The sequence below is a fragment of the Rhizobium mesoamericanum STM3625 genome, assembly GCF_000312665.1.
Taxonomy (GTDB): Bacteria; Pseudomonadota; Alphaproteobacteria; order Rhizobiales; family Rhizobiaceae; genus Rhizobium; species Rhizobium mesoamericanum.
In genome coordinates this window covers 1,121,688-1,140,929 of sequence record NZ_HF536773.1, presented here as the reverse complement: position 1 = coordinate 1,140,929, position 19,242 = coordinate 1,121,688, and the positions used below count along the sequence as shown (strand labels likewise).

The following is a 19,242-nucleotide window of genomic DNA, read 5'->3' as shown; positions in this document are numbered from 1 at the left end:
AAGTCTAGTAATCCACCGGATCCCGGATGATCGGGCAGGTCATGCAATGGCCGCCGCCACGGCCGCGGCCGAGCTCGGCGCCGGTGATCGTGATCACTTCGATGCCTTCCTTGCGCAGCAGCGTGTTGGTATAAGTGTTGCGGTCATAGGCATAGACCACGCCAGGTGCGGCACAAACGAGGTTGGCGCCACTGTCCCATTGGGTGCGTTCGCGCACATAGGCGTTGCCGCCCGTTTCGACCACCCGCAACTTCTTCAACCCGAGCGCATCGCGCACTGTCTCAATAAAGCTGCCCTTGTCCTTGTGCAGTTCCACCCCACCCTTGCCGTCCGGCCGATAGGAGAAGGCATCGATGTTATGGACAATGTCGGGGTAGAGCAGCACGCAGTCGCGGTCGGCAAAGGTGAAGACGGTATCAAGATGCATGGCGGCGCGTAGCTTCGGCATGGCTGCGACGATGACGCGCTCGGCAGCCCCCTTCTCGAACAGCGCCGCCGCCACCTGGCTGATCGCCTGGCGCGAGGTGCGCTCGCTCATGCCGATCAGCACGTTGCCCTTGCCAATCGGCATGACGTCGCCGCCTTCAAAGGTGGCGAGGCCCCAATCCTTGGTCGGGTCGCCCCACCAGACGTTGACTTTGCCGGCGAAGTCCGGATGGAATTTATAGATCGACGTTGTCAGGATCGTCTCTTCGTGTCGCGCCGGCCAATAGAGCGCGTTGAGTGTGACGCCCCCGTAGATCCAGCACGTGGTGTCGCGGGTATAGAGCGTGTTGGGCAGAGGCGGCAACAGATACTCGTTGACGCCTGCCGCATCGCGGATCAGGGCCAACTGCTCGCCGCCGATCGCTTCGGGGAACTCATAGGTCGATAGTCCGCCAATCAGGGTTTCGGCGAGATCACGGTTCGACAGGCCTTCGAGATAGGAGCGAACCTCATCGATCAGCCCAAGGCCGATTTGGTTCGGTACGACCTGGTTGTCGAGTATCCACTTCTTGGCCTGTGGAACGGCGACGGTCTCGGCGAGCAGGTTGTGCATCTCCACCACCTCGATGCCACGGTCGCGCATTTTGACGGTGAAGTCGAAATGATCGCGCTTGGCATTATCGACCCAGAGCACGTCGTCGAAGAGAAGGTCATCGCAGTTTGTCGGCGTCAGCCTCTGATGGGCCCGGCCGGGAGCGCACACCATGACCTTTCGGAGCTGTCCGACCTCAGAATGAACGCCGAAGGCCTGCTGGGCGGAGCTATCAGAAGACATGCGTTTCCTCCCTCTCAAATTGTCAGGTAGCCGGTGGACAATCCAGCGATTGCGGCGACGCAGCCGATGACGGCGGCCGCAAAGATCACCCAGTCGACGGTCGTGTTAAAGATCTGTTTGCCCTGCTCGCGGCGGGCCCAGAAGTAGAGCAGCGTTCCGGGGGCATAGAGAAGGGCAGATAAAAGGACGAATTTCATGCCGCCGGCGACTATCATGAAGATCGTGTAGATCGCGGCGATGCTGGCGATCGTCAGGTCGCGCTTGCGCTCCTGTGGCCTGATGACGTCATAGCTCTCGGCTCTACGAGCGATCAGAATGCCGAAAGCCGCCACCAAAAAATACGGGATCAGCGACATGGCGCTTGTCAAATTCAACATCAGCGCGAACGCATCCTGTGACCAGTAGGTGCTAATGACGAAGAGTTGCACGACGATGTTGGTCAGCCAGAGCGCGGCAGCCGGCACCTTGTTCTGGTTCTCGGTGCCGAACAGGCGGGGCATGTCGTTCGTGCGCGCTGCGACGTAGAGCACTTCAGCGCAGACCAGTGACCACGCTAGATAGGCGCCAAGCACCGAGACGATCACCCCGATGCTGATGAAAACCGCACCCCATGGTCCGACGACAGCGGAAAGCACGCCGGCCATCGAAGGTTGGCTCATGCCAGCGATCTCGGGACGTGTCAGGACCGCGTAGGGTAGCAGCGTGACCAGCACCATCAGCGCGGAAACACCGACAAAGCCCATGATGGTTGCCTTGCCGACATCGGCGCGCGTGCGCGCATAGCGTGAATAGTTGCTCGCGCCTTCGATGCCGATGAAAACGAAGACTGTCGCCAGCATCGTCGCCTGAATCTGCCGCAGGAGGCTTGCTTCCGGCATGCCTTCGCCGCCCCAGAAATTGGCCCGGAATAGGTCGAGCTTGAAGAAGAAGAAGAGAATGATGATGAAGGCGAGGATGGGAACGATTTTCGCGACCGTAACCACGGTGTTGATGAAGGCCGCCTGCTGGATCCCCCGCAGGATCGTGAAATGGAAGAGCCAAATGCCGACAGACGCAACCAGAATGGCGACGATGGTGTTGCCGTCGCCAAAGACGGGAAAGAATCCACCGAGCGTCGATTTGATCAGCACCCAGTAGGAGACGTTACCGATGCAACTGCCGATCCAGTAGCCGAAGGCCGAGAGAAAACCGGGATAGTCGCCGAAACCTTCCTTGGCGTAGGCGAAGACACCGGCGTCGAGATCGGGCTTGCGTTCGGCCAGCGACTGGAAGACGCGCGCCAGCATGTACATGCCCCCGCCGGCGATGCACCAGGCAATAACGGCGCCAAACGGCCCCGTGGCGAGGCCGAACGTCCGTGGAAGCGAGAAGATGCCGGCGCCGACCATGGAGCCGACCACCATTCCGGACAGGGTTAGGAGCGAGAATTTCTGCGTCGCTTCGGTGCTCATGGTTCTCCCGATAAGTGCTTAGTTTAACCTTATGTTTCGCCTTGGAGGTCTGTCTGCTCGCTAGGACTATAGTGCCGAACAACAATGACTGTGATCAGCGCAGAATCCCAAAATTATGCTCAAAGTTCCGATTTCAGCTGACTGGGTCAGCGGATGAACACGGCAACAAGCTCGCGCAGTGCTTGCATAGCGTACTCTGTGTGTTTGTGACGGAATACGTGTTCGCGTGGGCCGTGGGGATCAGGTCAGGTTGTGGGTTCGGGACTCTCAAATCCCTTCGATGGCTTAAAGCCAATAGACGCGCGAAGCTTGACGATTGCAGAATGCCAAACCGAGAGGGGGCTCCCGAGGGAGAGCCGCCATTGGCAGGGAACTATCGGCAGTAATCCGGACAGGGCTGCTATCTACTCCGCCGCGGAATGAGTTCCCGCTCGACCCTATGCCGGCGCGCTGCTGAGCGCCCACGGTACAGATGCCGTTTCTATAACTCGCTTTTCCCATGTTTATGAGCAATGGCAACTTACTCTATAGCTCACACTCTATAGCTCACGGCCGGAACCGGGCGATGTGGGCTGTTCCCGCTGCCTACGTCACGCCCCTGGTCGCGGCGATGCAAAACGCCGCAAGCCCGTCGCAGCGAGCGCGTCAGCGGCCCTTTGTTCTACGCACCAGGCGTCCGCGAAGCGATCGGCCAAGGGCAGTGGTGCGTTCGTCTGGCTGCCGTCCCTCGAAGGGCGGTTCACTCCGGATAGTAAGGGTGAGGATATTCGGCGGAAGCGGTCGACGCGCGAAACAGCAGCCAGAGGCTGAACACAAGGACAACGACCTCGACAAAGGTAAGCAGAATGATGACGGCCAAGTTGAGGATATCGCCGGCCGATACCCAGCTCGCCGGGCCGCCTGTCGTCTGGATGACAGGGACGCCGGCTTTTGGCGCGCGGAGAAAATGAAGAAAGAGCTGCGTTACCTCGAACACCATGATCAACATCGAGAAGACGAGGCCAACCATGCTCGCTGCGACACCGGTCCCCGCTATTCGGCGAATGGTTGATGCAGGGGGGCGGCGATCGGGGTCAGCAATATGTCCCGCGAGCATTGTGTATCGGTAGAACCAGATCATTGTGAACGTAATCACAACCAAGCTTGCGACGGTCAAGTACTTGACCAGCGTGAAGGCACCACGTGTTGCCAGGCTGGGGTCGCGATCCAGTATGAAAATGTACACTGTCAACCCGATAGAGATCAGCCAAAGGGCCAGCTGCATCCAGAAGCCAATCCAACCGAGCCGCGAAAATGCCCTCGCAAGTCCACTGTCCGCACTCGACTTCAACATCTTTATGGCTCCGGTTGAACCCAATGCAGGCGGTGCAGTGCTCTAACCGCTCCGCGGTACCCAGCAACCCAGGCTTTTACACTATACAACATTTCGCCCCCGGCCAATATCTCCACGCTCTCCGGCTCTGGCTGGGACCAGGGCATTCATCCGTGTCGCAGCTCCCTTCGAGGTCCGATCTGACCGGAGGCAGCGCCGGACGGACCGTCGCAGCCTCTTCGAGCAAAATGCGCGACGCACGGTTGGGATTTTTCGCTGGACTCATCGCGCGTAGTCTGGCGCCATGTGCTGGTTCACATAGGTGGCCAGATGGGATCCAGTGACGGAGAGAAGGCGCATGAGGGAGTTGGATGAGCCCAAGTCTTTGAAACTGGCTGAATTCTTGTCGCTTTCAAGCAGTGGGCTGGTGTTGGGTACCCTGTTCTTTGTCGCCTCTCTTACTCCAACACTCGTTCCGCGAACCTATTTGACCCAGGGCGTGCTTTCGGGGATTTGTTTTGCTGCGGGCTATGGCATTGGTATCTTCTGCCGCAGGCTGTGGGCGTTCATGGAACTACCTGAGGCGAGCGGGATAGCCCGAGACAACATCAGGCTTGTCGTTGTGGTCTTCTGTGCTGTTGTTATTGGCACAGTATCGTCGTGGACGACTGCTTGGCAGAATTCCATTCGCAAGTTCATGCAACTCGAGCCAGTCGCGAGTGTCGGCCCGCTTCACGTCTTCTTTGTCGCGGCGGTGACCTTTCTTTCGGTTATGGCCCTGGCGCGATTGTTCCAGTTGGTGTTCCGCGCGGTTTCGACACGGCTACGCCGTTTTTTTCCGCGCAGGGTGTCACAAGTCATTGGTTTCGCCGCTGCGGTCGTCCTGTTCTGGACTGTTGCGAATGGCTTACTCCTCCGCTCCGCGTTTCACCTGCTTGACTCCTCCTTCGAGGAATATGATTCCTTGATCGAGCCGGAACGCCCGCAGCCGACGGAGCCTTTCAAAACCGGGAGTACAGCCTCCCTGCTGAAATGGGATGAGCTGGGGCGCGCGGGCCGTGAATTCATTACGTCTGGACCAACGGCCGCAGACATCAGCGCCATTGCCGGTCGAAGCGCGCTTGAGCCGATCCGCGTCTACGTCGGGCTGAGGGCGGCCGAGACTGTAGAGCAACGGGCAAAACTCGCGCTGGAGGAGTTGAAGCGCGTCCATGGCTTCGACCGCTCTGTCCTTATCGTCGTTACGCCGACCGGCACCGGGTGGATTGATCCTGCAGCGATGGACAGCGTCGAATATTTGCATGCTGGCGATGTCGCTAGCGTTGCACTTCAATACTCCTATCTTTCCAGCCCGCTCTCGCTCATCATCGAGCCGGAATACGGCGCGAACGCCGCTCGTGCCCTATTCGTCGAGGTTTACAACTATTGGTCGACGCTACCCAAGGACCGGAGGCCCAGGCTTTACGTTCATGGTCTCAGCCTTGGCTCCCTGAATTCCGAAAAATCTTTGGAACTGTTGGAAATGCTCGGAAATCCGATTGATGGAGCGCTGTGGAGCGGTCCCCCGTTCGAGAACAAGTTGTGGCGCTCCGTAACCGAGAGGCGAGCTGCCGGTTCGCCCGCATGGCTGCCGCAATATCGCGATGGCTCTTTTGTTCGATTCATGAACCAGCAGGGATCCAAACTGCCTGCGGATACGCCCTGGGGGGGAACACGCATCGTCTATCTTCAATACGCTAGCGATCCTGTCACCTTCTTCGACTACCGCGACCTCTACCGGATGCCCGACTGGATGGCTGGCCCGCGGGGTCCCGACGTTTCGCCGGACTTGCGCTGGTATCCTGTCGTGACCATGCTGCAACTGGCGCTGGACATGGCGGTGGCGACGACGACGCCGATCGGCTACGGGCATGTTTATGCGCCCGAGCACTATGTCGACGCGTGGATCAATGTCAGCGACGTGAAGGGATGGTCGGCAGACCAAATTGCCCGGCTGAAGCGATACCTGGCACAAAAGATGGTGGCCGATCTTGCGAACAGCGGTGAAGAGACTCCGGGCGCGAACCGAGGTGGATGACCCTCACGGAGGCGAGATAGGATTCCCGACGGATGTCAGGTCAAATCACCCCAGAACACCGGCCGAACGTCACAAGGACCCCTGGATATGCTGAATAGGAAGCCGCAAAGCAGTTCAGGCCGAGACTCATGCCCCCGATAGTCTTGGCGCGCGAACACTATTCGAGCCAACCTAATAATCCGGGCATGGATGTTTCGGTCATCGTACCGAACCTAGTGCTTAGCTCGTAGATTGCTGATGCACATCGAAGACTGAGCCGTAACCTCGAGCCGTCACATGGGCGATGATCTGCGGGGGAAAGCCGTGGTTCCTAGCGGTGGCTCTACTTTCCATTACGCCATGGCCCGGATGCCATGACTATGTGCAGAAAAAGCTGAACGTTTCTTATGGGGTTACATGAAGGGATGTCTGCGGCGGACGGTGGTACGGCCCCACAAAGGCACCGAATGCAACAGTATAAATTATTTCACCGCAGCAATATATGAAAGGATATGAGCGGACGCTCCAAGCTCACGGAAGGAATTGATTTGATCCTTTTCGGTTTCGCAGTAAATCAGCTGATGATTAATCAGTGGGTGGCATGATATTGATCCCGATACAAGCGCCGAAAGTGTTTTTTTTAGTTTCACATAATTAGTTGATTTGTCTTGATTAATTCAGAAAAAAAATACATTCGATTTCGAACTATATTGGTTCTGTTTAATTTTTACCTATTGCAAGCATCAATATTTGCGCTTAGCATAATTCTTACCGCGACAACTAAAGACGGCCAATAACACGTCTGTTGGGGGTTTCCTTATGCTGTAAGCATGTGTTCCGGCGAACAAATTCTCCGGAAACTTTAACTGTGCGCAGATGAGGTTACACATGGAAATAGACCTGAATTCCGTCCGCCTTGCCTCCAAATCAAAAGTCGCTGCTCTAGAGAATTACTATCCGAGCGTCGAGCCCCGTCCTTATCGTGTGAGTGTATTTGGCGCGGGTTATGTTGGTTGCGTCTCCTCCGCGTGCCTTAGCAAGGACGGCTTTGCCGTCGTCGCGGTGGATCCCGACCGGTTCAAAGTCGAGCACCTGGCCCGAGGCCAGGCTCCGATCGTCGAGCCGGGTCTAGATGAGTTGCTTCAGAGCGCGCATGCAAACGACTTGCTGAGCGCAACCCATTCCGCAGTGGACGCTATCAACGATACGGAAATCTCGTTCTGCTGTGTTGGAACACCGAGTCTGCCGGATGGCACGTTGAACACCAATCACGTTCGTGAGGTCTGCGAGGAGATTGGTAAAGCGCTACGGCAAAAGGCCGACTTTCATATCGTTGTCATGCGCTCGACCATCCTGCCGGGAACGATGGAGGAACTGGTCATTCCAACGTTGGAGAAGGCTTCGGGGAAGATTGCCGGTCATGATTTTGGCGTTGCCTATTACCCCGAATTCCTTCGCGAGAGCACGGCAATCGCCGATTATTACAAGCCCGGTGCCATCGTATTCGGGCAGTACGCTGACGATACACGCTCCATTGACGCGCTCAAGGATCTCGTCGCCCATATCGGCGTCACGCCGCATGTCATTCCGATGCGCAGCGCGGAAATCGTGAAATACGCCAATAACTGCTGGCATGCCGTCAAGATCAGCTTCTCGAACGAGATCGGCAACATCTGCAAAGCCAAGAACATCGACAGCCACGTCGTCATGGATGTGCTGTGCTCCGACACGCGCTTGAACATCTCCCGGGCCTATATGAAGCCGGGCTTTGCCTATGGGGGCTCCTGCCTCCCGAAGGACCTGCGGGCGTTGACGGCTCTTGGCCGCTCCATGAACGTGCCGACACCTGTCCTGGACGCCGCGCGGCTTGCCAATGCCGTCCAGATCGATCACGCGCGTTCGCTGATCGATGCGGCGTCGCATGAGACGATCGGCTTCATCGGCGTGACCTTCAAGGCCGATACCGACGATCTCAGGGAAAGTCCATTGCTGGAGCTCGTCGAGGGCTTTCTCGGCAAGGGTAAGGAGGTGTCGATCTACGACCCTCACGCAGCAAGGGATGCGAGCCAAGGCCGCAATTATCTCAAGCACATCGCGCCGCTGCTCCACGACAGCATCAAGGATGTTATCGCGCGGTCCGAAGTCATTGTGGTCGGCAACAAGTATCCGGGTCTCAAGGATGCGATCGAGACCGCCGGCAAGCTGGTAACCGTCATTGATCTCGCTCGCATCGAAATACCGGAAAACAGAAACGTCATCTATCACGGCCTGTGCTGGTGACACGGCACGGCGCCGGTTGCTGGCCGGTATCCCTGGCCGAACTACAGAGGAGGAGCCCCAAGCTTCTCGAAAGCATAAATGGCATGATCACCGAGGCATGGACTGATGGCAGGAACGCAGGATGCTGATGGCTATGAAGCAGTTGCCGCGCCAGTAGATCGTCTACTGGCAAAGACGTTCGACGGTCGTGACCCCGCATCCGCTTCATGGCTGGTCGCCTGGAGCGAAACGCTGGAAGCCCATCTCGCTTACATTGCTCTTATCCTCGGCATGGCCTCCGTTACACCGATCGATAGTCTTGCAAGCGCTCACTCTGGGGCGCTTTTTGGTCTCGGGTTCCTCGCGGTCTGGCGGTATGGATGGGGCCTTACGCATTTTGTGCGCTCCAACATCTATCGCTCGATCGTGTTTCCGAAAATGCGTGCCGAGGCCGAGAATGCGATGCGTGAAAGCGCCGACATACTTGGTGACCAACATGTTTTTCTTCTGGTCACCAGTTTCCGCATCGACGGCGACACCACTGCAGCCGTCTACCGCGCTGCATTCGAGGCGGCAAAGCGTGCACAAGGAGGCGCAACCGTGGTCGCTTCCATCGTCGAGATGGGCGACCAGCGTCTCGTCAAACTGCTTTACCGCCTGATCTGCGGTGACGATAGCAATGTTCAGCTTGTCATCACACGCATCGCCGGGACTGGCAAGCGCGATGCGCTGGCCTATGCGTTTCGTGCGATTTCCCGGCAGGAACCCGAGGCCGACGACGTGGTAGCCGTAATCGACGGCGACTCGATCGTCCCTCCGGATTTTGTCAGCAAATGCGTGGGCTTTTTCCGGGCAGACAGCAGCGTTGGCGCGCTCACCACGGACGAAGTCTCGCGCGTGCACGGCAAGGCAAAGTTCCATATCTGGTACAGCTTGCGCTTCGCGCAGCGCCATATCCTGATGTCGTCGAACGGGTTGTCCCGGAAAGTGCTGACGCTGACTGGCCGCATGTCGATGTTCAGGGCCTCGATCATCTGCAACCCCGACTTCGTAAAGCAGGTCGAATCCGACTACGTCGATCACTGGCGGTTCGGTCGGCTGAAGTTCCTGACCGGGGACGACAAGTCGAGCTGGTTCTGGCTCCTGCGCAACCGCTACAAGATGCTCTACATTCCAGACGTCGTCGTCGCGACCGTCGAGGAGCCTCCATCGAAACACTTCCTGCCGGCAGCGACCCAGTTGATGGTGCGCTGGTTCGGCAACATGCTGCGCACGAATTCACGGGCGTTGGCACTGGGATCGTCGAAAACCGGACTCTTCACTTGGTGGACGATCTTCGATCAGCGTGTCTCGATGTGGACCTCGCTCGCGGGACTGGCGATGGTCGTGCTCGTCGGACTATTCGAAACACCGTTCGCCTTCCTCATCTACGTTCTTTGGGTGCTCGTCACGCGCTATCTGCTGACGCTGATGCTGTTCAATTCGCGCCGACGTGTTTCAGCCCTCTACCCCTTCTTCATTTATTTCAACCAGATCTACGGATCGATCATCAAGACCTACATCTTCTTCCATCTAAACAAGCAGAAGTGGACGCGTCAAAAGACGACGCTGGTGGATAGTCGGACACGGTTCGAAAACCGGGTTCGCGAAGCCTCGTCCACACTTACACATGTCATCGCGATCATGATTTTCGTAACGATCGTCGCCCTCGTCCTGGGACAATTGGCAATTCCAGACACATCCATACTTGCAATGGCCTACGGGCTGGACCCGATAAATTGAGGGAGTGGATATGAACGTCGTAAAATTCGAAGCGGATGTACAGCGCCAGCACGCACGTTACAAACTCCCCTTGAAGTGCGTCATCGACGGATACCGGTACAATTGTCTTGACTGGTCGGTTGGCGGCATTGGTGTTGCGACCGGCAAGACGGTCCTGCCGGAATTCAAGACATTTCCGGTCGACCTTGAATTTCCCTTCGATGGCTTTGTCTTCACATTGAGGGTGGAGGCACAGGTTCGCTACTGCGACCCGACGAAGGGACGCACCGGCTTCCAGTACATGTCGCTGACGGAGGAACAGCTTCGCTTTCTGCGCTATGTGCGCGACGCCCATTTGACAGGCGAGGTCGTCACGCTCAACGACGTGCTTGATCTGTCGGGCCGATCCATCGATCCACTCTCTCGCAAGAAAGATTCCGGCCCTGAGGATCAAACTCCGGGCCACAGGTTCCAAGCCGTTGCCAAACGATCTTTGCGTATCGCGCTGCCTGCGATCCTCGGCTTCGGGCTGCTGTTTTTCCTATGGGGTGCACTCTACCAGAAGCTCTGGACCTTTGGCGCGGACGAGGCGCTTGTGACTATCGATTCAGCTGCAGTGATCGCGCCGTCGGACGGTGTGGTTACCAATATCGTGACACAGGGAGCCGTCAGGGCTGGTGACCCCGTGGCGACGATCCTTCCGACCGCCAACAACCGCAGCGTCACCGTGCTGGCCCGCTGCGACTGCACTATTCAGGATGTGCAAGTTTCGCTGGACAGCCAGGTCCGTGCCGGGCAGCGGCTTCTTTCACTCAGCATGCAAAACGCCAAGCCACACGTCGTAGCGATGGTCGATTACTCCCAGGCGTTGCGTCTTTACAAGGGCGCCCGTGTCCTGGTCGAGCTCGCTCATGGCGAGCGGATCTCGAATGCGACCATCCGGGATCTGCCGAGGCTTACAAGTACCGATCTGCAGTCCGGAAACAAGATCCCGATTAACATTGACGTTGGGGAGGCCGATCTCTCCCACATCGTCGGAACGCCTGTGACCGTGCGATTTGTGCAGTCCCCGTGGGTGACCGCAAGCCTGCCGGAAATGTTGAGGAACGCCATCAGCCCAACCGGCACAAGGAGCCAACCTGCCGCCGAAACCAATGGATGAGGGAACGCTTCAAGAACACACGGCATCGGGCAAGTTCGATAACCCGAAAAGGACACATGAGTTGAGGGAGTCAATGCGAATGAGCAGAAAACGATACCTCGCCGGATTGGCCGCCTCTGTCTTGACTGCGACCGCCCTGTTCGGCGCAGTCGGGACGTATCCTCTATACGCTGAGACATCTGATAGCGTTCAGCAGATCGTCGAAAAAATCCGTCAATCTGTCCTGGATGTCGACAAGGCGAAGACACCTGCCGAGCGGATCAAAGCCTATGACCGCGCCCGCGATCAGCTTGCTGCGCTTTCGGTAAGTGCGGAAGGTGGTGATGAGGCTGCCAAAGCGAGCATCGCCGACCTCGCGGCGGACGGCATTACCGCTGACGTCGTCACGACAGGGACGCTGAGTGCCACGCTTTCAAGCCTGACCGACAAGGCGAGCGACCCGGATGCACGGGTTGCGACGAGGCTGCGGATCGACGATCTTGTCGATACGCTATCGGCGCCAGAGCTTAAGGTATCGGCGCTGGCCAACTATGCGCGACAGATCGCGAGCGATCACGATGCCGCATTAAACCTCCTGGAGAGAGCAATTGACGTTAGCTCAAAGATTTCCTCCGCGCAGGAGAAGAATGCCGCCCTCAATAACATCGCTCAGGTGGGAGCCTACGTCGAGCCGAAGCTGACTTCGAACATCGTCAACAAGGCCGTTGGTGGCATGTGGCCAGCGCGCATGCGTGGATTTGCCCGCTACGACATCGCGCTGCGGATTCTTGGCGACAGGAAACTTGGCAAGAAGGACATCAAGGACGCCAAGTTCGAGGACATCTCCGCGGCGATGAAGGCCGAACTCCAAGCCGGCAGGGTGGAGCAGGCACTGCTGTTGGCTCTCGCCATAGATCCGGAAGCGTCCGAACATCGCGCGGATGCTGTCAACGAGGTCCTCAGTGCGGCGCTGAAAGCAAGTGAAGTGAACCTGTTCCCAGTTTTTGCCACGAGCCTTTCTGACCGGAGCGATCAGGAAGATCTGATCGTCCGCATCGTCAAGGATCGTGTCGATGCCAACCGTCTGATCGACGCGACCGCAATGACCGATGCGATGGAGCGTGGCCCGGGGCTTGCGGAAATCGACTTCACCCTTGCCTCCGAACTCAGCGACCGCGGCTTGGCGAAGATGGCCGGGCAGCAATACGACCGGGGCACGGAGCTCGTTAAATCGCTAAGCGGCGAGGCAAAGGATGCGGCGCTTGTCGCAGCTATAAGCGGCGCGACCGATCTCAAGCGCTTCGATGACGCCCAGGCTTTTGCAGATCAGCTAACCGACATGCAGGGAGCATCCAGCGCTCTCGGCAATCTTGCCAAGGCGTTTGCAGACAGCGACGATTTGAAGAAGGCTGAAGCGCTTCTCGTGAAAATCACGACCCTCAAGGACCGCGAGCAGGCGCTCTCGGGCATAGGCCGCGCAAAGGCGAGAGAGGGAGATGTCGACGCTGCAGCAAAGATTGCCGAAGAGATAACAAACGACGAGGACAAGGGCCGCGTGCAATCGGAGATCGTCCGGGTCTGGGCGCGCAGCGGCAAAATCGACGATGCGCTCGGGCTTGCAACCTCCATCAAGGAACCGGAATACCGCGTTGAAGCGCTTCTTCGCCTCGCCAAGGAGATATCCGGCAAGAACAATGCTGAGAAGGCGAGCGATGTCGTGGGGCAGGCGATTGCCTATGCAGGCGCAGTGGACAAGGCAGAGACGCGTGACGATCTGTTCTTCGACATCATCGATTACTTGTCGAAATCCAACCAGATCGAGCTCGCGAAGAAGCTCGTCAGCAAGATTTCCGATGAGAAGCTCAAGGCCAAAGCAGCAGGACGCATCGCGAGCCGGGCTGCACTGTCTGGTGATACAAAGAGCGCGATTGCCTATCTTGACAGCCCTCCAGCTGCAGCCGACGAGCAGCTCAAAGCCGACGTGATGGTCGCGGCTGCCAACGATCCAAACTATGTCAAGACTGCCATTCTTGCCGCCAAGGATATTCACGATGCGATGCTGCGGGTACGGACGTTTCGTGCAATCGCGGAAGCACAGTTGCACCACCTCGATCGGCTCGGTTGGGGAATGGGGAAGGGTGATCCGTCGGACTACAAGGATTGGCTGAAGAAGGTAGCGTTGGAGACGGGGGATGATCTCTCCCAACCCTCAACGGCGGTCTTCAGTGATGGCAGAATGTCCCTGCGTACGACGTCCTCGATGGGCGCTTTGTTCACCAATTACGGGTACCCTGACATAAGCAAGACGGCGGCAACGACCCGCTCGATGGTTCCGCTGCCGACGCCGGGACGAGTCTCGATAACGCTCGGAAATCTCAGCCCCTATGAAAGCAAATTCATGGAGGACCTCGCAGCCGGCTTTACCGGTCTTTCCCATGCCGCGCGCGCACAAGGGCTTCTTTATCCGCGGATCATCGTCATCCAGAGCGGGATCTACACGCTGGGCAGTCTCGCAACGCAACTGGACAGCATGGCTGGCAAACCGTTGGTCGAGCGGGACGGCGACATCGTAACGCTTCGTGCGCCCTTGCTTGTTGGTGAGGGAGCAGGCTTGATCTTGTCCGGTCAGGAGGCATCCACCTATCGTTTGTCTGCCACTGCCGGGGCCTTTGTCGCGGTCGGCGGCACGCTTTACATTCAAGACACAACCGTAACTTCATGGGACGAAGCCCTGCAAAAACCGCGCAACTCCGGTCCAGATACGCGCGGAATATTCCGGCCTTTTATCGTCGGCTGGAGCAATTCCGAAATGTATATTGGCGGATCAGTGTTGGATTCGCTCGGGTATGCAGCCTCGAAGTCGTTCGGCCTGACGTTTTCTGCCGGACCGAAGACAATCGCCAAGGCCCGGGAGAGGTTGCGAAACCCGACCGGCATCGTCGTCGAGAATTATTTTCATAACTTCGAGTACGGTTTCTATTCCTATGAGGCCGACGACATCTCGCTCATCGGAAATGAATACGCAAACAACGTCCTCTATGGCGTCGATCCTCACGACCGCTCGCAACGGCTGCTAATTGCGCTCAACACTGCGCACGACACGATGGTGAAGCACGGGATCATCATCTCTCGCGGCGTCGATGCCAGTTGGAAGATCGGCAACGTGGTGTTCCACAACAAGGGCTCCGGCCTGATGCTCGACCGCGACAGCGTGGACAATCTTCTCTATGGCAACCTCTCCTTCGAGAATGTCCAGGATGGCCTCACATTCTTCGAGAGCAGCTGCAACCTCGCGGTTGCCAACGCATTCGTCGAGAACGGCCGTTCCGGCGTGCGGATGCGAAACAGCTGGGATATCACCGTCCATGACAATGCCATCGTCCATAACAAGCTCGAGGCGATCAGCGGTTACATCAGCGATCTGTCGCTGGCAGAAGGCGAGCACAAGCGCGATCTGGTGATGGACCCCTATGTGCCGCTGACGACCTTTACCGCGTCCGACAACCTTATCTCTGCAAACGGCAAAGGGATAAAGGCTGCCGGCGTTTCCGGGCTCACATTGGCGCAAAACGAGTTTCACGATCAGGAAGGCCGCCTCCTCGACGGCGACGCGCGCCCGTTCGAGGGCCACGTGCTGCGCTTCAATGGGCGTCAGGACGTGGCGATCACATCCACATGCCGTCCGCAACGCCCTGCAAACTACGAATGCGCCTTCAGGGAGGCCCGGTTCTTGGGGGAGAACGACACACTTTTCTTTGACAGCAAAACGTCCGGCAATTGCACGGATACGCGCGGCTCCGTGCAATTCGAGAGTTTCCATGGAAAAGGAGACAGCAGTTGAAGAATGCGCCTCACTCTTTCCTCGCCGTAAACAGCGGAATTGTCCTGGTAGCAGCCATGCTCAGTGCGGCGGCGCTGCCGAGCTGGACGCAGGCATCTGTGACGCAAGTGACAGATGGCGGCTATCAGGGTCTCTTTGATGTAAAGGTCCGCAAGGCCTTTCTCGCCCAGAATCCGTTATCCGACGCGCGCAAGGCGTGCCTTGCGGTCGACGCCGACGCTAAGTGGCTGAACATCGAGGTCATCAAGGGCCTGACGACCACAGAGGGATACGGCACGGACCGGTCTGGCAACCAGTACGCATGGGCGGTCATGGTTCTATCCGGTCGTGCACTTGCCGGCGACAAGCGGGCCGAGGAGATGCTCAAGACGTTCCTTCTGAAGTGGGCGAATTCAGGGGCATTCAATGAAACCGAGAAAGTTCACGACGCCTACTATGCGCTTAAGCGCCTGATGCTGCCGACCGTTGTCGCCTATTCGATCATCCGTGACGGCCTCAGCGACGACGAACAGCAGAAGCTGATTGCCTGGATCGATCCGCTGGTGCGACGAACCGACCAGATTTTCGAGGGAAGCGTCGACTACAACAATCACCGCTATTTAGCCGACAGCGTCCTGATGGCCTGGGGCAGCCTAACGGGGGACCAGAAGCTTTATCAGAAGGGGCTCGACCGCTTTCGCGTCATCCTGGGCGACGCACGTGCGGATGGCAGCCTGCCTCTGGAAACCCGTCGCGGGGCGCGCGCACTTTGGTACATGCGCCAATCGCTGACCAGCATGACCGTCATGGCTGAGATTGCCGCGGGCGGGCAGAATGACCTGTTCGGCGCCACGGTGACGGCCGATGGAAGAAGCAAATCCATGTGGACGGTCCTGTCCTACTGGATGAATGGAATGACCAATCCAATCCTGATTAATGCCTATTCCGCGGAGAACTACATTCCCGGGCCGGAACAGGATTTCATGACGCCGGATTTCGGTTTTTTGGAAAACCGGGGTAACGGTCGACATTATCTCGCATTCCTCGAGGCACTGGCCGTCCACGAGCCGACAAACTTTGTTCAGAGGCGCGCAAGCGCGCTGCTGGAGCGCGAAGGCGCAAACGAACGTCCCCTCATCGACGAATTCGCCGGTGGCAACGCCACGTGTTTCTGGAGGGTTGGATGACACTCTACCAGAAGAATCTCGTCGTTCTGCTTGCAACCACCTATCTGGCGTTATTGTCAACGCCGCTCGTGGCAACCGCCCAAGTGACCGCGACGCCGGCCGAACAGGTCGATCTGCTGATTCAGCAGAACGATGGCGAGGGTCTTTTGAAAATCGCCAAGCAGCTGCGGAGCGGCGTGGTGGTCTCGACCGACAATTCGCTGAAGGTTCCAAACTATCCCAAGGCACGCCAGGCCCTCGAGGCAGCCGTGACCGTTGCCGGCATCAAACAGGCGGAAGCAAAGCTTGTGCTTGCCAAGATGCTGCTTTCGGGCGAGGGCGGGCTGGTTGACGTCGATCGCGCGCTTGGATTGTTGGATGACGTCGTAAAGACTGGCAATGCCGAAGCGGCTTATGTCCGCGGGCAAAAGCTGGCGTCGCTTCCCAACCGGGCTCAAGAAGCGCGCGACAACCTCAATCTGGCCCTTCGCCTGGGTGATGGCGCGGCGGCATTCGAACTCGCGAAGCTCGCCGGTTCAACACCGGAGCAGGCGACTGCAATGACCAGCTTCGGGCTCAACCTTCTGCGTCAGCGCGTTGCGCGAGGGGATGCCGGTGCCGCTTTTGATCTCGGCGGATATTATCGAAGGCTGTCGGACAAGCCAGAGGATCAGAAAGAGGCCCTGGCCTGGTATCGAAAATCCGCGCAACTGGGGCAAGCCACCGCCGTTGTCTGGGTGGCCCGTCTGCTCGGCAATCCCGACATGCCATTCTTTGATCCCGCTGCCGCTGTCGAACAGTATCAGGCGGCCGCCCGCGATGGATCGATCGAGGCTGCCGAGGAATTGGTGCGGGACTTCACCGATGCCGGTCCGTTGAAGGTTCCGCCGAAGGTCTACGACCTCTGGATTGCCAAGTTGATCGACGCGAAGGACGCGACGGCGGTTCTCTATTATTCACAGGCAATGCAGGAAACGGCCGAGCAGCGCAGGTTGTCGTCGGACCAGCTCTATGAGGCGACCATGTCCGGCGGTGTGGCGAATGTCGAGGATCTGATCCGGATCGGCGAGAGCTTTCGTGATGGAGCGGGTGTCGTGATCGACCAGACGAGGGCCGCAAACATCTTCCGGCTTGGTGCAAGGAACGGCTCCAATGCCGCCCTGACGAGACTAGCTCATCTGGTTATCGACGCGCCATCGCTGAGAAGCCAGGAAAACGTCGCGCTTGCTCTCGAAAAGCTTAACGGGCTTGCGGCCAAGGGAAGCGTTTCCGGTCAACTGCTGCTTGGCGACATGTATGCCAAAGGCGTCTTCGGACAGGCGGACGAGACGAAGGCGATCGAGCTTTATAGCAGAGCCCTTGCCACGGCTGAGTCGGTCGAGGTGCTCAATCGGCTGGCTGAGGTCTATCTCTCATCCTCCGATATCGAAAAACGCAAGAAAGCCTTCCCCTATATCGCGCGTGCCTCGCGAGCCGGCAGCGAGAGCGCCATGCTGAAGGAGGCTGAGGCCTATGCCAACGGCGAGATCGTCGAACAAGATTTCGACAGGGCAGTCACCCTCTACAAGCAGGCCATTTCGCTCGGCGCCACCGATGCTCTGGTCAGTCTGGCGAACCTTTATCTCTCGCGTGGCGGGGAAAGCGCATTTCATGATGCGCACGAAGCCTTCGCCGATGCAATCGCAACAGGAAACCGGGAGGCGCCGGTTGAAATGGCGCGCTTCCTCAAGGCAAACGGTAAGTTGGATGAAGCAATCGATCGGCTGACCGCGGCCGCTCGAAAGAACAATAGTCCAGCGGCCGTTGAGCTCTACGAATATCTGTCCGAGCGCGCCCAAAATCCGAATGTCGGGGTGGACTGGCTGCGCGTTGCCGTGAAGACGATGAGCGAGATTCCACGCGAGAAGGTACATCTTGCGAGCGCCATGCTGATGCCGACGGACATACGTCTCAATCTTCAGGGAGCCTCGATGCTGCGCGAGCTCGCCGACGCAAAAATCCCGGGCGCTGCCGTTGCGCTATCCAATGTCTACATCGAGGGGAAAGGAAAAGCCAAAGATGTTCGGGCCGGTCTCGAATTGTTGGAACAGGCATCTCAGAAAGGTGACGTCGATGCCCTGCTGAAACTTGGCGACCTCTATATGGACGGCAAGTATGTCGAAGAAGATGGCGAGAAGGCCGTTGGCTTTTACCGCGCGGTGATCGCCCTCCATCCGGACGACCCGACCGCCAACATGCGCATGGCGCGCGCCTATCGAGAAGGCAGAGGCGTCGAACGCAATCTCACCGTCGCGGCGACCTACCTGAAAACTGCCTCCGATGCGGGAAGCCGCATGGCGACGCGCGATCTAGGCCTCGCTTACATGTGGGGCAGCGGAGTCAAGAGGGAGGAAGACAAGGCCGTTCAGCTGCTGCGCTCCGCGGCCCAGCACGGCTTCGTCTTTGCCTGGGGTGATCTTGCGGAGACCTATGGCGCAGCCATTGGGCCTGACGTCGACGCGTCACAGAACTTCAGACTAAACATGCGCGGTGCCAGAGAAGGTCATGTGTCCGCAATGATCGGAGCCGGCATCGCGCTTTTGTCCGGCTTCGGTACCCAGCGCGATCCCGAGGCTGGCATCCTCTGGCTGGAACGGGCGTCCGCTGGCACCGGCTGGGACGCTCCCGACGCCATGTACAGGCTGGCCGAGGTCTACAAGTACGGCATCGGCGTCGACAAGGATCCGAAGAAGGCGCGCGAATGGGAGCTGCGAGCCGCGAATGCTGGCAGCACGACTGCGATGTTCCATCTCGCCCTGGAATTCGAAGCCGACAACACCGATGCCAGCAAGGCGCAAGCAATCAAATGGCTGCAGAAGGCCCGTGCCCTGCAGCATGTTCAAGCTGCAAAAAAACTCAAAAGAATGGGTGCGGGAGACATGTCTTCCGTGTCGATGCAGGGGGTTGAAGATGATGGTGTGGAAGAGTGAACGCCAACGCAGCGTCACGTTTCGCAGGCGAATACCCCGCCAGCTT

Annotated in this window: 10 protein-coding genes; 7 read left to right on the top strand and 3 right to left on the bottom strand. The window is 58.2% G+C overall.

Features of this window, described 5'->3' with window-relative positions; translation table 11 throughout:
* Window positions 1-4 precede the first annotated feature (4 nt).
* The 3 genes from BN77_RS25555 to BN77_RS25545 form a co-directional block, all read right to left on the bottom strand.
* Window positions 5-1,261 carry an arginine deiminase gene (locus BN77_RS25555; protein ID WP_007537601.1) on the bottom strand — a complete coding sequence of 419 codons (1,257 nt, stop codon included), beginning with the start codon at window positions 1,259-1,261 and terminating at the stop codon, window positions 5-7.
* 14 nt (window positions 1,262-1,275) lie between these two features.
* Window positions 1,276-2,712 (bottom strand): basic amino acid/polyamine antiporter, encoded by a 1,437-nt coding sequence (locus BN77_RS25550; protein ID WP_007537599.1) that lies wholly within the window; start codon window positions 2,710-2,712, stop codon window positions 1,276-1,278.
* Between the two features lie 739 nt (window positions 2,713-3,451).
* Window positions 3,452-4,045, bottom strand: coding sequence for a DUF3611 family protein (locus BN77_RS25545; RefSeq protein WP_007537598.1), 594 nt, complete (start codon window positions 4,043-4,045; stop codon window positions 3,452-3,454).
* Window positions 4,046-4,382: 337 nt separating this feature from the next.
* On the opposite strand from BN77_RS25545, the gene BN77_RS25540 reads away from it, so the two are divergent.
* The 7 genes from BN77_RS25540 (at window position 4,383) to BN77_RS25510 (ending at window position 19,196) form a co-directional block, all read left to right on the top strand.
* Window positions 4,383-6,101, top strand: coding sequence for an alpha/beta hydrolase (locus BN77_RS25540; RefSeq protein ID WP_007537595.1), 1,719 nt, complete (start codon window positions 4,383-4,385; stop codon window positions 6,099-6,101).
* 867 nt (window positions 6,102-6,968) lie between these two features.
* Complete coding sequence (locus tag BN77_RS25535; RefSeq protein WP_007537590.1) at window positions 6,969-8,360, top strand: nucleotide sugar dehydrogenase; 1,392 nt, start codon at window positions 6,969-6,971, stop codon at window positions 8,358-8,360.
* Window positions 8,361-8,465: 105 nt separating this feature from the next.
* A complete protein-coding gene (locus BN77_RS25530; RefSeq protein ID WP_007537588.1) occupies window positions 8,466-10,121 on the top strand; it encodes a glycosyltransferase in 1,656 nt (551 codons plus the stop codon).
* A 10-nt stretch (window positions 10,122-10,131) separates the two neighbouring features.
* Window positions 10,132-11,262, top strand: coding sequence for an alginate biosynthesis protein Alg44 (locus BN77_RS25525; RefSeq protein WP_007537585.1), 1,131 nt, complete (start codon window positions 10,132-10,134; stop codon window positions 11,260-11,262).
* Window positions 11,263-11,341: 79 nt separating this feature from the next.
* Window positions 11,342-15,082 (top strand): right-handed parallel beta-helix repeat-containing protein, encoded by a 3,741-nt coding sequence (locus BN77_RS25520; protein WP_157224515.1) that lies wholly within the window; start codon window positions 11,342-11,344, stop codon window positions 15,080-15,082.
* A complete protein-coding gene (locus BN77_RS25515; protein ID WP_007537581.1) occupies window positions 15,079-16,248 on the top strand; it encodes an alginate lyase family protein in 1,170 nt (389 codons plus the stop codon). Before BN77_RS25520 ends, BN77_RS25515 begins: the two co-directional genes overlap by 4 nt.
* Entirely contained in the window at window positions 16,245-19,196 is a 2,952-nt protein-coding gene (locus BN77_RS25510) for a tetratricopeptide repeat protein (protein WP_007537579.1), read from the top strand. The genes BN77_RS25515 and BN77_RS25510 overlap by 4 nt, the downstream gene beginning before the upstream one ends.
* The last annotated feature ends 46 nt before the right edge of the window (window positions 19,197-19,242 follow it).